Annotated in this window: 12 protein-coding genes and 1 pseudogene; 2 read left to right on the forward strand and 11 right to left on the reverse strand. The window is 53.6% G+C overall.

What is annotated here, in order from left to right:
- Positions 1-304 precede the first annotated feature (304 nt).
- From B2828_RS02135 to B2828_RS02160, 6 genes are read right to left on the reverse strand one after another with little or no spacing between them, the layout of a single operon-like run.
- Entirely contained in the window at positions 305-2,134 is a 1,830-nt protein-coding gene (locus B2828_RS02135; protein WP_479632030.1) for a glycoside hydrolase 5 family protein, read from the reverse strand.
- 15 nt (positions 2,135-2,149) lie between these two features.
- Entirely contained in the window at positions 2,150-3,103 is a 954-nt protein-coding gene (locus B2828_RS02140) for a mannonate dehydratase (protein ID WP_479632031.1), read from the reverse strand.
- Positions 3,103-3,846, reverse strand: coding sequence for an RraA family protein (locus tag B2828_RS02145; RefSeq protein WP_479632032.1), 744 nt, complete (start codon positions 3,844-3,846; stop codon positions 3,103-3,105). Before B2828_RS02145 ends, B2828_RS02140 begins: the two co-directional genes overlap by 1 nt.
- Before the next feature lie 20 nt (positions 3,847-3,866).
- Entirely contained in the window at positions 3,867-4,451 is a 585-nt protein-coding gene (locus B2828_RS02150; protein ID WP_479632033.1) for an SGNH/GDSL hydrolase family protein, read from the reverse strand.
- Positions 4,448-5,230 (reverse strand): SDR family NAD(P)-dependent oxidoreductase, encoded by a 783-nt coding sequence (locus B2828_RS02155; RefSeq protein WP_479632035.1) that lies wholly within the window; start codon positions 5,228-5,230, stop codon positions 4,448-4,450. Before B2828_RS02155 ends, B2828_RS02150 begins: the two co-directional genes overlap by 4 nt.
- Positions 5,227-6,078 (reverse strand): SMP-30/gluconolactonase/LRE family protein, encoded by an 852-nt coding sequence (locus B2828_RS02160; RefSeq protein WP_479632036.1) that lies wholly within the window; start codon positions 6,076-6,078, stop codon positions 5,227-5,229. Before B2828_RS02160 ends, B2828_RS02155 begins: the two co-directional genes overlap by 4 nt.
- A 179-nt stretch (positions 6,079-6,257) precedes the next feature.
- On the opposite strand from B2828_RS02160, the pseudogene B2828_RS02165 reads away from it, so the two are divergent.
- Positions 6,258-6,407 (forward strand): annotated as a pseudogene (locus B2828_RS02165) (helix-turn-helix domain-containing protein); the annotation flags it as partial.
- Between the two features lie 144 nt (positions 6,408-6,551).
- Positions 6,552-7,319: a LacI family DNA-binding transcriptional regulator gene (locus B2828_RS02170; protein WP_479632292.1), complete on the forward strand. Its 768-nt coding sequence runs from the start codon at positions 6,552-6,554 to the stop codon at positions 7,317-7,319.
- Between the two features lie 131 nt (positions 7,320-7,450).
- Here B2828_RS02170 and B2828_RS02175 read toward each other — a convergent pair whose 3' ends face one another.
- The 5 genes from B2828_RS02175 to B2828_RS02195 all read right to left on the reverse strand — a co-directional run bounded on the left by B2828_RS02175 (position 7,451) and on the right by B2828_RS02195 (position 16,617).
- The gene (locus tag B2828_RS02175; protein ID WP_479632037.1) at positions 7,451-7,657 is read right to left on the reverse strand and encodes a hypothetical protein; all 207 of its coding nucleotides are present in this window, start codon (positions 7,655-7,657) and stop codon (positions 7,451-7,453) included.
- 62 nt (positions 7,658-7,719) lie between these two features.
- A complete protein-coding gene (locus B2828_RS02180) occupies positions 7,720-7,911 on the reverse strand; it encodes a hypothetical protein (protein WP_479632038.1) in 192 nt (63 codons plus the stop codon).
- Positions 7,912-7,919: 8 nt separating this feature from the next.
- On the reverse strand, positions 7,920-10,406 hold the full coding sequence (locus B2828_RS02185; protein WP_479632039.1) for a beta-glucosidase H: 2,487 nt from the start codon (positions 10,404-10,406) through the stop codon (positions 7,920-7,922).
- A gap of 9 nt (positions 10,407-10,415) precedes the next feature.
- Positions 10,416-12,428 (reverse strand): alpha-galactosidase, encoded by a 2,013-nt coding sequence (locus tag B2828_RS02190; protein WP_479632040.1) that lies wholly within the window; start codon positions 12,426-12,428, stop codon positions 10,416-10,418.
- Between the two features lie 31 nt (positions 12,429-12,459).
- Positions 12,460-16,617 carry a beta-galactosidase gene (locus B2828_RS02195; RefSeq protein ID WP_479632041.1) on the reverse strand — a complete coding sequence of 1,386 codons (4,158 nt, stop codon included), beginning with the start codon at positions 16,615-16,617 and terminating at the stop codon, positions 12,460-12,462.
- Between the last annotated feature and the right edge of the window lie 238 nt (positions 16,618-16,855).

The raw sequence follows: 16,855 nt of genomic DNA on the forward strand, positions 1-16,855 counted from the left end.
TTTGCGTGACGGAAGCGCCGGAGGGCAGCCTTCGCATCAGCCCTGCCAAGGGGGGCGATTTCAACTGGGGTGGTGTGCGCAACGTGGCGATTCGTTCGGGCGATGGACGTGGCCGGGCAGGCTTGGTGACCGATGCCAACAATGCGACAGGCTATCACCACGATCTTCTGATCAAGGGCTTCGATGTTGGCATCGAGATTGCAGCCGGGCGGGAAACGATGGTTACTCTCGAATATGCGACGTTGTTCTCGACGGCAACGACCTCCAACTCCTTAATCCAATCTTCGCACCTGGCTGTTTATTTTTACCGTCCCAGATGTTGCAGTTCCACCCGGTCAAGTTCAGCGGGCCCTTTCCAAAGCACTTTGAAAAAAGTGCTAACAGTGGGAATAGAAGTCCCATACTCAACCATGGTGCAGCGAAACCGCGAAGGCTGTGACTCTTCTGAAGGAGGACTCGGCAGGATGTGTTCCGTACAATTCAAAATTATCGGTTCGAAATGAATTCCGTCGCAGGAAACTTGGAACTCAAAATCCTCGTCCGCTCCGCCAGCAGTGGTGAGAAAGGCAACGATCTTGGCCGATTGGATTGCTCCCGGAACGCGATAGGTCAGCGAATCGCCGATATCACCCTTGGCTCGGAAAAGATACTCGGCGTAGAACGCGTTGAAGTCGTTGGTAAGGGTTGGGTTGCCTGATTTCGCATCCGCTCTAGAAAAATCCTGCAACTCATCGACGAAACAGGCGTAACGCACCTTCACAGGACCGACGACATTGGATGCCTTGGAAACTCCGGAAACATTTCGCGCCGAGATACGATAATACCATGTATCCCCAGCAACGGCAGTTTCGTCGCTAAACAGCGGGCGGTAGGCAACATCGGCATCGGATACGTTTGAAGCGATCATTGCCCATGGACCCTCATTTGAGGGCGCCCGCTCGATGTCGTATCCGGAAGCCCCCGCCGACCCGCGCCATGTCAACAAGGGAACGTCGTCAATAGGCAGCAATACAGGTTCTTCGGGAACTGGCACCGGAGGAACCGCCCGTCCTTCGATCTGGAATGCAGCACAACGGATAGTTTCGAGAAGGGCCTGTTCGCATTGGGCCTCTGCGCTTGGAAATCCCGGCCAGTGAAAGGACCATGTGGACGGGAATGTGAAAATCTGGTGCCATTTGAAACCGCCTTTTTCATGATGAAAATAGAGACTCCATAAGAGCACACCCGCAACAGACTGCTCCGAGCAGACATAGTCCAGCATTTCGCGGGTTTGATCCACCACGTTGTCTCGCGTGAGAACTTTTCCATCAACATAAGGCCCGTACTCTCCGATTATCAACGGTCTCTCTCCGTGAAGGTGCGAGAGTTCGAATTTGATCCTCTGCACAAGATCCGGTTTTCTCGCATCTCCATAAAAATGACATGAATAAATGTCGATGTTAGGATCGATGACAGGGGTCGGCTTGTAGGCGAGCGCGTCTTCTACAAGGTGATTGGAGTCGAGCCCTTTGATATACGCCGCCATCTCCCCGGACCATCCGGGGGTGCTGTTATTGAGCTCGTTTCCAAATTGCCAGGCGAGAATGGATTTGTCCTCCCGGTATGGAATACCGGTGATACTGTTTACCCGCTCTACCACAAATTTGACGGTCTGCTTGTAGTCTTCTCTCAGTTGGGGATCGCTATAGAAAACGTCCCCCGCTTTGTCTCGATGGGCTGCGTAGGTCTGGATGCTCCCCAGATAACGCCCTCCCTCGGCAGCGAAATTCACGATCACTCGGATGCCGTAGCGGTTAGCCAGCGCCATGACGTTGTCCAGGCATTTGAAGGCAGCTTCGTTAAATTCTCCAGGGCCGAGGACGTAATGCCAGGGTTGAGCCTCCTCACTAGGGCCGCGGACGGGCAGATTCCAGAGCCGGAGCACGCGCGCGTTCATTTGGACAAGCGTTTTGAACGCGTCCTCCTGTTCCCATGGCGTCGGAAGCTCCATACGGTCGGGAAGGAATAGCGTGAAGTCATAGGGCAGCATGACTCCCGGCACGTTGGATCCAACGAAGCGGAATTCTTGCTCGCCGTCGTAAAGCCGGTTCCCTTCGCGCGTGATATATCGTTCAAAGACTGATGTTGTTTTCATTGCTGATGGAAAAAGTTAAGCGCTCTTTAAAATACCTTTCAAATACCCATTAGCAAACAACCGCCCTAATACCCCGTAGCCGGGAACGAAGCCCGGCTCATCTCCCTCGCCGGCCATTGTCGGGACGTGGTCGCAACGAAAGGGAACATCCAAGCCCAGTTCGCGATAGAGGCGGAACAAGGCAAGTTGATCGGTGTTGCCTTCGTCATGAAAAAGTTCGACGAAATCCTCAGGAGAGCCGCTGACATCCCGCACGTGGACATAGGCGATCCGCTTCCCTAAATGTTCCACAGCCATTTTCAAATCCAGGCCCATGAGCTTGAAGTTTGCCTGGCAAAAGGTAACAGCATTCGCATGGCATGGGTAAATGGAATAGGCTCGATCAAAGCCTTCTATATTACCGAAAATCCGGGCGATTCCTCCGAGCGAAGATAGCGGCGGATCGTCAGGATGAAGCCCCATTCGCAATCCAAACCGTTCAGCCTCTGGCAAAACAGCGCGCAGGAAATACTCGTAGTTCTCCCATAAACACTCTGCGTCCAAAGGAGCGCCCGGCAAAAGCGACGGCGTCTCTTTTAACTGGAAGGCGGTGCAGCGAGCACCCCCTCTTCCCATCCGCTCTGAGCCGCGATACCATCCGGTTCCCGCCATGAAATTGTAGCAGATCAGGCATATTCCCAATTCGGCCATATTGCCCAGCATCCGGCGGTAGAGTTCGAGATCCTCGTCTCGCCCCGGAAGGCCAAATTTAATGCGGGTCATGTCAAACTGATCGCCTTCCAAGGCGACGACACGCAATCCGGCATCGGCCAATCGTTGAACAATAGAGGCGAATGCATCGCGATCCCACGGCGCTGGCACGCCCGTCAGCTCGGGAGCGCACTTAACCACCACATGGTCGATCCCCATCTGTCGACACAGAGGCCACAGCCGATGGGGAACGGGGGGGACGAATTCGATCAGATGCACTAGAAATAGCCACCTTTCTTGGTGATTTGCTGGATGCTCTGGCCCTCTGCAACCCAGCCAAATATGATCTTCTCATTCGCCTTAATTTCCTCCGCCCGGATGAGAACGTCGTATGCAATGTCACGCGGCACAACCAGTACGCCATCGATATCGCCCAAAACAACATCACCGGGTTTGATGGTCGTGTCCCCGATTTTGATTGGAATCTGATAATGCGTGATCAAACACCGGCCGAGGCTACCGTTGGAGATCCGGTATTTATAGAAAACCGGAAAGTCCTTTTCGAGAATTTGATGCGTATCCCGGATGCCTCCATCAATGCAGGCAGCTTTGACTTTCTTGCCTACGGCGGTAGCGGTCATAACGCCGCCCCAAAGCGTGGCCTTCTCATCCTTGCTGGTATCCCAAAGAATGAAATGATCCTCGCCCATGACATCGAGCATCTGCGTGCGGAATTCCATTTCTCCGCTGATTTTCACATTAGGTGCGCTTTTCACCGTGAATGCAATCCCAGCCACAGTACGGTATTCGCGTAGCGGCAGAATGTGTCCAGGGAGCGCCTGTTCCAGCAGACAGAATTCGCGCAATACATCATTGACCGCGCCCGTATAAAGCTGCTCGAAGCGGGCCAGCAACTCCTTAGTGGGCACCGGAAACTCCTTAGTGGAGATTCCTTCGCGCGTTTCGATGAGTTTTTCGAGATTCATCATCCCGACTTCTTTTCTGTAGGTGTCGATGGACATGGTGGTTGTTCGGTAGGTTGTTATAAAAATCTACGGATGACCTGCGTCACCTGTTCGCCAAGGAGGCGGCAGCCTTCCTCTGTATAGTGAATGCCGTCTTCACAGATCATGCGTTCGCGGCCGTGGCCTTCGACAAAAGCGTGCAGATCGTTAATCAACACCTCGTGTCGAGCAAGGATAGATGCAGCGGCGGCGTTGTAGCGCTCGACATCGGTAGCGACGCGGCAAGGATCGTATGGCTGGCAGAAGCGGGCGTTGTAACGGGCCTGCACGACCGGAGTGATCGTGGCCCAAACGATGGGTGCGGATGTGGCTGCGCGAACTTTTCCAAGAATGAAGTCGAGGTTTCGGGCGAAGATTTCGATGGGCACGGCGTTTTCGGTGCTATCGGTCCCCAGTCGCCGACAATCCCATAGACCGAAATTCACATGAATGACATCGGCTGCTGGGTCCAGATACCAAGGCTGAAGGTTAAAGAGATGGTGCACCGAGTGCATGCAATTGCCCTCTGGAGCCCATATTTCCGCTAGGCCATAGAGGCCCCCAGAGACAGCAGACTGATAGCCGATACGGATTGAATCACCAATTAAACTAACTTTCTTCATAAACTCATTCCTCCATCCACGAACAGGCTCTGACCGGTGATGTAGCGGCCAGCATCGGAACAAAGCAACAGCGCGGCCCCGGCACAATCCTCTGGCTGACCAATTCGGCCCGAGGGGATCCACGACAGCACTTTTTCCAAATATTCAGGATCAGCCATCCGGGCGAAAGAGCGCTCGGTGCCGATCACGCCGGGGGCTAGGTTGTTGACCGTGACTCCATGCGGGGCGAATTGTTTGGCGAGATTTTGCACCAAGAGGGTCTGGGCGGCCTTGAGCGCAGAATAGACAACCATGTCGGGATGTGGCTTGGCCTCCTGAACCGAACCTATGGTGACGATACGGCCCCACTTGCGCGCCAGCATGGCAGGAGCCACGAGTTGAATCAGTTCGAATGCACTGCGAAAGTTGACCGTCAGCTGCTCGTCAAAGTGCTCACGGGAAACAACCCGCCAATTCTCGGGATGTTGGATGGCAACGTTGGAGACAAGAATATCAATGCCTCCCAATACCTCCATTGAAGCATCGAAGAGGCGTTGAGGAGCATCGGATGCACTCAGATCCGATGCCACGGCTGCACTGCGACGCCCGAGTGAACGGATTTTTTCGGAAACGGCGAGACCGCAGTCGCGGTTGCCGGTGTAGGTTACCACCACGTCTGCCCCAGCTTCAGCAAGGGCGAGAGCGATGGCAGCTCCGATGCCTCGTGACGATCCAGTGACCACTGCACGGCGGCCCGTCAGTGTGAAAGATGCAAAGTTGAACGTAGGCGTTTTGTTCATACGGATATCGGCGATTCGGATTTTGGAAACAATGGCGCTCCGGTTCCGAGCGAGGGAAAGCTCAATAGGCGGCCACTCTCAGCCTCCGTGACAACAAGGCCCAGTGTGCCCGAGGGATCGAAGGCGCAGTTGGTGGGATTAGCTCCAGAGACTGCAATGACATCTTCCACTTCGCCGTCCGCAGCGATGCATTTCACCGCGCCGCCGCTGTAAATGGCAACATAAAGCCGTCCATCGGCGGCAAAGGCCATTCCGTCGGGTCCGATGGTGCCGCCCACACTCGCCCAAGGGCGAGGTGCCAGCCAAAGAGCACGCCCGGCATCCCAGCCTCCCCGCCAAAGCCGCTGACGCCGGGTCTCGGCAACAACGAGATGTCTGCCATCGGGCGAGAAGGCAATGCCATTGGGAAAATAGAAACCGGAGGCGACGCGGCGGATGCTGCCGCCCGTGGTAAGCACACAGACATAGCCCGTCGGAACAGTGCGGGAGTCTCCGGGGCAGGTCAAGACCAAGTTGCCCACTGGATCAAAGGCCAGATCGTTAGGCTTGAAGAGGGGCTCTCCCTCAACCGAATCCGCAATTACCGTTGTCTCTCCGGTTTCGGAATCATACCGACGGATCGAGCAGTTACTCGCATCGCAAAAGACGATGCGGCCCTCACTATCAATCGCAATGCCATTCGGTTCGCCCCCAACAGGAACGCGTCTCAGGCAGCCATTTTCCAAAAAACAAAGATTTCCTGCCTTCAGCTCAACAAACCAAAGCCGCCCTTGGTTGTCGAAAGCAGGCCCCTCAGCGAAATCAAGTCCTTGAGCAAGAACACTATAGGCGCAGATGTCTGAGTTCACAAAAAATAATATAGAAACGGCGTTTGCGCTTGGAGCTAGTGATCGTCCTACGTGAACCGTCGGAAGATGGTGTTTTCTGTAAGGCAGTTGAGTAGACCGGCGATTGGTGCGCTGGTTGATGTGAGCAATATCCCGTCTGGACGTGGACACGGCAATATGATTTCATGTAAACAGTTAACATGCCTCTTATACAACCAAAGAAATGCAACCTCCGGGCCGTCGCCCAAGCCTGTGGGTGCTCTGTTGCGACAGTCTCCATGGCCTTGAGGAATATGGGACGGGTACCGATTGCCACGCGGGAGAGAATTACCAAGAAAGCGGCCGAGTTGGGTTACGTGCGCGATCTCGAAATGTCGCGCCTAATGTCACGTGCGCGTAGGCCGGAGCAACTCACAACGCGCGAGGAGTTGGTGTTCCTAAGCGAAGCTCCGATTGGGCGAACCCCAAATTCTAAGACGCCTTGGTTGCACGGCATGTTCCATGCGGCCAAGGAAGCAGCTCATCTTCTTGGCTATGAATTGAAACCGCTAACAATTGATCGTGATTTCGCAGCGCAAAAAAAATTGAGCCGCGCCCTATGGACCCAGGGCATCCGGGGCTTGCTCATTGGCCCCGTGACAACATGGAGCCCAGCCATTCTTGCGCTGGACTGGAAACATTTCGCATGCGTCGAACTAGGGTCTACGCTCCAGAACCCCTCGTTGCACCGGGTGGAGCGCGGTTTCTATGACGATCTCTTAGAACTCTATGGCTACTTGCGTGATCTGGGGTATCGCCGAATTGGAATAGCACTTCCAAAAATGCGCCTGGAGTTTATGCGACACATGCCTGAATCAACGCTCTTGTTCTTCGAACGGAACCACCTCGACATGCAACCTGTTTTGCCAATGCATCTATCACATGAATGGAGTGCACGTGGCCTCAACCGCTGGTTGCGAGATCAGAAGCCTGATGTGTTGCTGGTCTACGAGCCGCAAATCCCACGCTGGCTAGCCAAGACAAAAACCAGAGTCCCTCGGGACATCGGAGTGGTTTACCTCAGCTCTCAGGGAGGAAAGAAAAGTGGACTTCTTCCTGATATAGGTCTCATGGCAAAAGAAGCCATCCACCTACTTGCGCGCATGGTCGAGGGTGGTGAATGGGGTATCCCTCGCCGCCCTCGCTCGCATCGCTTCCGTAACATATTCTGTCCGGGCGGCACCATCGCAATCCATGATCATGCACAAGAAAAGGAAAACTGAGTGCGAGATTCAATCGCTTTTTTCGGGTTGCGAATTTTCGAAGCAATAGATAGCGGTCTGCCAGCGAGACAGAAAAATACGTGGGAGGCACAGAAGCTTGGTATTTGGCACGTTACGTGCGAAGCAAAGGGTTAGTTCCCCGATTTGACATCAGAAATACCTTTTCTCCCGAGATCGGATTGCCTGCCGTTGTAGGCGTTCATCTCGGCGGCGTTGGTCACTTTATCGCCGCCCTGAACATCAGCGGAGATCAAGTCACGTTCGCCGATCCAATTGGAGGTGAAGAGCACCTTTCGCTTCCTGCGTTCCAACAAAGATATGAGTTCACCGGGTTTCACATGACTATTGCCCACCGCTAGTGTGCTCGAATCGATGGTGAAGTCCTACCGTCGCGCAATCCCTAAGCGCAACGCGGGCGCTCGTCCACGCCACGGTCGCCCAAGGCGAGGGCCGCGCCGGGCGCAAAGTCAGAAGCCTCCACGACGATGTCGAAACCGCCGTTGGCTTTCGCGGCTTCCACTCGAACCGGGACAGCCGTTGCTTGGGATAATGCAGAAAGAGCAAACAACGCAAGGAAGGTAAGTATTTTCATAGTTGGCATTATTCGAACCGATCGACCCAAAGAGACCGGCGGAGGCGCAAATCGCGCGATGACGCTCCTACTTCAATAACATATTCTCCGGCGGCAATCGTCCATTGTTTGAGTTCAGCGCTCCAGTAGGCGAATGCGGACGGTTCCAGCCAAAGATCCACACCCCGTGTTTCTCCTGGGGCGAGGAAAACTTTTGCAAAGCCTTTCAATTCGCGAACGGGCCGCAGAACGGCGCAATTGCGTTGCGATACGTAAAGCTGCACCACTTCGGCCCCAGCACGTTGGCCGGTGTTTGTAAGTTCAAGGCGAACCCGGACGCCGTCGCGCTTTTTGGAGACTTGCAAATTCTTCCAAGAAAAGTGCGAGTAACTCAGCCCGTGACCGAAAGGAAAGAGCGGCTCGATGCCCTTCGCGTCAAACCAGCGGTAGCCGACAAAAATGCCTTCGCTATAGTGGCAGATCTCCGGGCCGTAGTCGCCCAACGCGTGAGCGGGGGAATCCAGCAACCGCCGAGGAAAAGTAACCGGCAATTTCCCGGACGGGTTTGATTTTCCCAAAAGCACATCGGCAATGGCATGACCGCCTTCCATTCCTGCATACCACATCTGCACTACGGCGGGTAGTCGATCAATCCAGGGCATTTCCACTGGGCTACCGCTCACAAGAATGACAACGGTATTTGGGTTGATGCCGGCGATTTGTTCGAGCAGCTCGTTTTGGCCATCGTGCAAAGCCATGTCGCTTCGGTCCAGTCCTTCAACGTCATACTGATGGTCTAATCCGCCAAAAAACAAAACGGCATCCGCGTTTTCCGCCGCCTGAAAAATCTCGGCTGGGGTTTCGTTGTGGCGCTCCGTTCCCGGCACGATCCAGCCCAGTCTGATCCGCACCTGCTTGTGCCCCGGCCTGACCCGGATTACCGCTCTGTAGGCGCGACCGGCTTGCAGGCGAACGGATTTAGCAACCTCTTCCGGCCCGCCATTTTCCCAGCGCTGGATCAAGTCCATGTCGTCAATAACCAACACGGCATGGTTTGCTCCGTTAAGGACGAATTGATACTCCCCGGTTTGCGGCGGAGTAATAGTTGTTTCCCACCGTACCGAGTATTGATCCGTCTCCTGCCCGGGAATGGGCGCGGATTGGCTCCAGTCAAAATCAATCGCCGCGTCGGGCCTGCCGAACTGAAGGCCCGAACCCGTCCAAGCCCCTTCGCGATCCGTATAGTAGAACCCTTTCCAACCGTTGGTCCCAGCTGCTTCATCGGCGACGCCCAGATATTCGGCCTTGATGGGCTCGGCCTCATCATAGGCTGGCGGGTAGCCTCTGAAGTGAACGATTTCAACATTGTCGCCCAATGCGGAACGCAGGCCTTCCAGCGGGGTCACTTCGTACAGCGCTTTGACTGCGGAGCTATTTCCGCCCAAAGCGTGCTTTTCCGTAGCGTTGTCGCCGATGACTAGTAACCGTTTCATCTTGCGAGGGTCAAGCGGCAGCACCGATCCCTCATTCTTCAGGAGGACAATCGCTTCCCTCGCGATCTCCAAAGCGGCCGCTTGATGCTTGCGAGTGTTGCGTTCTCCGGGTTTGCGATCCGGCCGGAACCGTCCGATCCGAGCCATGACGCGAAGCACGCGCCGGACTTTATCGTCAACAAGAGCGACGTCCAGTTCTCCGCTCTCAATCGCGTGCCTAAATGGGTTTGCCAGGTAGTAATCCCCATACGCTCCGGTGGTACCCATTTCGATATCAAGACCATACCGCGCGGCCTCCAGCGTGTCATGGGTTCCGCCCCAATCGGAAATATAGGTGCCCTGGAATTTCCATTCGTCTTTTAAGATTCCATTGACGAGGCATTCGTTATGACAGCAATACTGGCCACGAAATTTGTTGTAAGCTCCCATCACCGTCAACGCACCTCCGCGCGTAACCGCCGCATGGAAAGCGGGCAGGTAGATCTCCCGTAGGGTCCGCTCATCCATCCGGGCATCCACCCCGGAGCGGTTGAGTTCCTGGGAATTGGCGGCAAAATGTTTCACACACGCGGCCACATCCTGGCTCTGGATTCCCTGGATAACCGGTACCGTCATGGCTGCCACATGGAATGGATCCTCTCCGTAGTATTCAAAATTACGTCCGCAAATCGGTATTCTCGCTATATTGACCCCCGGGCCGAGGATCACGTCCTTGCCGCGATGGCGAGCCTCGGCACCAAGCACTTCGCCAAAACGCTGCGCCAGGTCCAGATTCCACGTGGCCGCCAACGCACTGCCCGTTGGCAGATAAGTGGCGTAGTCGGTATCAGTATTGACGAAGTCCCAGCTATCATGCGTAATCTCGCGACGCACTCCGTGGGGCCCATCGGACATCGTCAACTCGGGGATACCAAGCCTAGCGATGCCGCTTACGGAAAATTTCGATCCCGCGTGGCATAGCGAAATCTTTTCTTCAAGAGTCATTCGCTTTAGCAATGACTCGATTTGCTGTTCGGTATCCATCGCTGCCACTTAAGGTTGTATGTTCAATAGATAAACCTTGCAGGAATGTGGTCTTACGGCTGCTTCAAGGCAGGCATTGTTGAGCCCAATATCCGTGTTCGTCCAATATTCCTTCACTGTAAACCTGGTCTGTTCCAATCCGTGCACTTTGGAAAAATCGACCAAAAGGTTTTGTTCAACAGCATCAAAATTGAACAACCCGAGCGCGTATTCACTAGGTTTGGATTGATTCCTAGCCAGCCAAATCGAGGGAAATTCGCGATCGAAAATATCAAGAGGCCGCACGTTCTCGAATCTACCCAAGTCCCGCAGAAGCATTTGCGAAAGGGCGGTTCTTTCGGGGGCCAAGGTGCTGAAACGGTCGCACAGCAAAACCATGCCGCCCACGAGCCAAAGCGCGGAGGTCCAGAGAATCACCTCGTCCTCGGTAAGTCTATTATTGTCAATGCGCGCAATATGCACATCCGGGTCGTTGATCCAGAGACGCCGGTTCATATACGACCGATTAATGACGTTGCGGCAGACATTAGGAACACAGCAGGATTCTTTATACGGCTTAGCATCGGCATCCTGCCAGTTGGGGGTAATATCTGTACCAATGCGGCATCCATCAACCATGCCGACTTCTGGCCCAAGGGGGGACGTGCAGCCGAGAATGAACTTATCCCCTATTCCCTTCCGAATGGCGGCTAATCCGCGGCGCAGTGCTTGGGCGCGTGTGGCCTTTCGATCAGCATAGCGGCCCCCCATCGCTATGGCCGCACATTCATACATTAGGAAATCAAGCTTCACATATTCGAAGCCGATACTCCTCAGCCGCGCAAACGTTCCGGTGAGCCATTCCGCCGCCTCCGGCACGGTAGCGTCAAGCACGGCAACTCGCGAATTGCGCCACTCTGTGACCCAGACAACTTCTCCTTGTTCGTTTCGGATCATCCATTCGGGATGTTCGGCAAACAGACGAGAGCAATCTTCGACCATAAACGGTGCCAGCCAAAGGCCGGGCTTCAAACCCGCGCTGGCGATTTGCTTTGCGAGAAACTCAAGCCCATTGGGGAACTTCACGCCATCGCATACAAGCCAATCCCCCAATGCCGACTGATAGCCATCGTCCAATTGGATATATTCCAACGGGAATACATCATTTCTTTCGCTCAGCCATTTGACGTTCTCAAGGATGTCATTTTCAGTAACATGCTCGTAGTAATAGTACCAACTGCACCACCCCGTGGGGAGATGAGCGGGAGGGGGAGCGACCTTCATTCGCGCCCCCCAAATCCGAGCAAACTCTTCAAGCAATCCATAACCGTCATCACCGGCAAGAACAATCAATTCTTCCGACGCAACGGATTCTCCACGGCTCAGTTCAATGCCATCCCCATACGAAATCGCCTCGAAGCACGAAATACCGTTCTCGTTCATCGCAATGGCCGTGCGAGTCACCTGATCCGCCGAGGTGACAAATCCCGCGAGCACTGAAATACCGCTCTCCCGGTCGTTGACGACCGACACATATTCGCCAGAGAACTGGTTGGGACGGTCCTCGCAATAGGATTTTGTGTCCGATACAGCAAACGGTTTGTAAACAGGATTGATCGCAAAATCCGAATCACCAAGGCGCACTGAGCCCGCAGCGCTGGTCATCGTCCAGCCTTCCCTATAGATGCGCAAGCGATTCCCTGGGATCGAAAGAAAATCTTTACTGTCCACCGGAGTCGCACGGAAAACAAAGCGATCGAGTTGATGAACTATCTCCGAATGGTTCCGAACCAGGGCTTTGATCGTATTTTCTAGGGATAGTTCGATGGTCACCTGGATACCGCAGCATTCCGCAGAGATGCAGCGATCACCGTTCGATGCCCAATTATGCAGGTTAAGTCTTTCACCATCCACCTCAACCTGAAGTTCAACGTGGTTTAACAACGATTCCGTAACTCTTGCGGGACCGATGCCTTGAGGCCACTGAAAAGAAACGGCCTTTGTTTCCTGATTCCAAATGGACAATGCGATAGAAGGTTTCATATTACAACGTAGCGTGCGAGGAATGAACTAGTTATGGGCGCTCGACCGTAATGCCGACGATGATCGGAACCAGATCGTTGTTTAGGGAGGATATATCGATGGATTTAACAAGTTTCTCAGGAGAGGGATTACTCCAGCGCCAACAGTAAATGCCAATTCGCTCACAAAATCCGTTGTGGGACTCGTGCGCAATCTTCGCGTTGGGGATCACCTCCGGATTTCCCCAAGCGGCCACATCCTGATCCATCACTGGAGCAACTGCTTTTGAGGTGCCGTCAGCATAGTTGATCTTGTAATTGAACGCGGGTTGCCCGGGATCAACGCCCCAACATGCGGTGTGCAGAAAGTAGATGTATCTGGCTTGAGTATCCACGGCTATTCCAGAGACTTCCTTCGGAAAATAAGGCCGAGGTTTCCCTGCCAATACGATCGCGGACCGGCCTTGATTTTCCGCCGGAACGATGATCTTAAACGGAACATTGGCGAGCGTCTGCTTCCCGGTGGGCATTAGCGCATAGTCGTTGATACCCTGGTCTGACCAGCCGCCTTTTTTATCGCCCGCGACTTCATCGGCGAAACCCATGTTGACCTGCCGATGAATATCCAACGGAACGCATTTCGAAGCATTCACATCGGGATACGATCTTCCCTTGAGCCGCTCGGCCATCGCGGCTGATTCAAGTGCAGTTTGTTTCTTGAGGCCGTCTGCCTCCTTTGCGGCAATTTCAGCAAAGGTGCATCGGACTTGAGCCTCGCTGACCGGCATGACCGCGAAGGGTACCTGACGCTGCAATAATAAAATGGTCCGCTGCTGTGGTGGAATGATCGTCAACACCCCTTTGGCAAGCGCTTCTCCCGTCCATACCCGGTTTCCATCCGGCGCAAGATAGTGTTTCTTTGTCACGTAATCAGTTACATAGAATGTTCCGCGGACCTTCTGCGGAATTTGTATTCTGGCCAGCCGCGATCCGCGGTCCTCCCAATTGACGGCGAAGAGCACTTTGGTGTCGCCACGGTCAATCAAAGCGGCTTCGGTCTCGTTGAGTTCCTTGGAGTCCTCCGGAACGATATCAATGTACTTGGAAATCTTCTCGCGATTGACGGCATACTCAAGCGCATGCTCGGCGGCAACACTATCGCCCGACGCCGCGAAGTAAAAGACACGGCCGCTTCCGATTTTATTCATGCTCAAGAGAACGTTCCCGGAGTTGTCGGTATCAATGGCGCTGGCGCTTTTGACGCTCGCCCGCCGGGTAACTTCAACCGCAGCGGATGTGCCAGACACCGTCAATTCGGTTCGATATGGAGCACATGCGGACCGGGTGATCCCGGTTAGGGCAACGCTGTCAATTAACCTCCCATTCTCGTCGTTTGCCAGCGCATCGTTGCAAAGGAACAGTTTGCCTCCCTTTTTGACGTACGAAGTCAGACGCCCCACGGTTTCCGGATAAGAAAAGTGCATGGCCGGCGCAATCAACATGTCCAAGCTAGCGATATCGGCATCACCCAATTCCTCTTCCATCACAATCCTCATCGGATAATGCTTTGTCAGGAGCCAATGATACAGGTTCATCACTTCGCTGATGACGTTGCGTCCGTTTACGGCACTATTCCGCATCGAAGGATAGGAATAGACGATGCCGATTCGCGCGGGTTGCTGCCGCGGCTTGGGCATGACAATCGTGTCCAGCCCATCCAATTCATCCCGAAACTGTTTGATTCCGTCCAATGACTCGCGCGTATAGTTATAAGGGTTCAAAAGACTATATGCCTTGTAACCTCCGTTATAGACATTCGCTTTGGCTTCTTCGAAAGTCCTCCAGTCAAAGGAACGCTTGTCCCAGAGATAGAGCAGCGCGCCGTCCATTCCATGCATGATCTGGTTCCAAAAAGTCGTGGTAAAATCCGTCTTTTGGGAAGGCACGCGCTTGCCGAATTCAAAACGCGCACAGTAATGCTCGTGATCGACCACCGGTTTTTGATTTTTGGCGAGGTTCTGGAAAAAGTCGCAGATGAATGAATACTTTGCGTTCACCGAATTGAGGGCACTCTCCAGGACATTTCCTTGAATGTCAGCTCGACGGTTCACCGCGTCCCGACCATAACTCCAGCCCCCTTCGATGCCAAGAATGTCGAGCACTTCCGCAACTTTCCGATAATCCATCCCCGCAGCGTCTTGCCCGGTGAGGATGGAAAGGACAACGGGTTGCTCAGTAAAGTAGACGTTTTTCCGCTGGTCTACCGATTTGATGACGTTGATATATTTTTTGAGGGTTTCAGCATATTTCGTCCCAGAGAACTTGCACCATTCCGCCCACAGGCCGGGGGTCTTTTCCAAACTTTTGGTGAATGCAGCCTCGTCGAACGAACTGAATTCGGTACTCCACGCGCGGTTAAGCTGGTCTATGGATTTAAATTTCTTTTCCAGCTCCTTGCCGAAAGCCGCCCGGTTGAATTCGCACTGGCAGTTGTAAACAGGTTCGTTGAATAATTCGTAGGAAAACGGATTCCCATGATTGGACAGGATTTCTCTCGCTGTATCTTTGAATTCCTGAGTCAGCACCTTGTCGCAAGCTGGGTTTTCCATGCAAAGCGGAACGAAGTCGTGCCATATGCTATTTTGCTGTTCCATTTCGGGACGCCACAACTTCGTCTCCTTCAAAATTCGCATCCCCGCATCGGGAAGTTGGGACAGGTCCGCAAAGAACGGAGTGCCTGACATGCCATCCAGGAATGATCTTGCGATGTTGCGTTCCGCAATTCGATTTTCGGAAATGACGCAATAATTCTGGAGCCACATCGGCATCAGACACAGCGGCTCCGAAGTAAATCCGAATGTATTGAACCTTAATTGCGCGAGTGTTTTAGGATTCGGCAAGTCTGTATATAGTGGATCATTGCTATACTTCCGTGCATTGGGCGTGAAGTCCGCAAGAAAGGTGAAGCTGGGGCAAATCGGAGCAGTATAAAACACGGGCTTCCCCTGCATATGGAATACGCCGCCTTCGATCGAGGGCCGTTTGTACGGATCACTTTTGAATACCATCGAGTGCGAGGCGATTTCCTGGCGCATTTGAGCCACTTTGGGGGTTTCCTTCCAGCTGAACGCTGGGCTTGATCCGGTAGAGACTAATTTGACCCCCGCGATTTCCAACGCCTCGCCCTTGGAAAGATTGGCAGGAAGCTGAAACACAATGTCTTTCAAGTCCTTGAGCTTCTCGATACCAGAGAAGGATCGCAGAGGCACCGCCGTTTCGCGCCATTCTTCACCCGTCTTCGAAAGAGGCGCAACGCAATCGGCATCGGTCCCTTTTAGCTGAACATTTACGTCAATGGGGCTCTTAAGTTTGAGGACTAGCTGAAGCTCATTGGGGGCGTCAATTACCAAGCGCCGGTCGGTCGCTGCGGCGTTGATTCTAAGCCCGGAGAATTGCCCTGCGGGACCGTCTAACGCGCCCAGGTAGAAGACCTTGTCATTAAACTCCGCCGCCCACACCGTCTGGAAAAACAGGTCTCTACCAAACTTGTCAGCGGTCCATGCAATGTCGAGACCCTCTGGTGAAAAGACCTTCAACTCCCGCGAATCCGATGCCATGGCGGAAGCCTTCGGAGTATCTTCCGTCTCGACGGATAGGTCGTCGAAATAGGCATCGCCCACCCCCTCGTTGTCGCTCTTACATGTAAGGTAAAGCCGAAGATAGTTGAGCTTTTTGGGCATCGGATACTTCAACACATAACGCAGCCAAGGCAGCGCCCCTGTGTCGAGGGTCCATTCGGATTTTCCAAAGCCGTTTTCCTCGGAATCGTGCCCGCCAACCCCGATGCCTACATTCCCCGATGCGCCGCTCACTCGCTTAATCCAAGCGCTGAACACCAGCGTTTTTCCCTTGAGCGCTTCAAGTTTTTCCGGCGGCACTTCGTAAAAAATGCACGAAGCATTGACATTGGGAGTCCCTTTTAAATGCAGTGAATAACGGCCCGAATGCACTTCCGTTGCGTTTTGTTCAAAGACAGAAAAAACACCGCGATCCTGGTTCCAAATACACCATTGTCCCGCTTCACTAAACGGAAGATTTCGCTTCGGATTCCATATCTCAAAACCCGGATCGGGAATGACGCCTTCAATTTCCGCAGCAACGGACAAACACAACGAGGCTAGCGCCAGGATAATAATCGCGGGAAACTTCATGAGAACTACAGGGAATGATGGGTAGAGCCGGGATCAAAAAAGGGGAAGCGAGCGTTCTTGCCAATGCCTCCATTAGCCAAGCCGCCATTGATTACGGAAATCTTTTCCATTATTTTGCCTGACAAATCAAGGCCGAAATTGCGTTTTCGCACCGCATCCTTAAAATTTTGTATTCAATCGCCAACCATTTCGGCGACCACCCCCTTCAAAACGCGTTGATCTCGAAAAGCATTTCTTT

Source organism: Spartobacteria bacterium UBA695 (assembly GCA_002298145.1).
GTDB lineage: Bacteria > Verrucomicrobiota > Verrucomicrobiia > Chthoniobacterales > Chthoniobacteraceae > UBA695.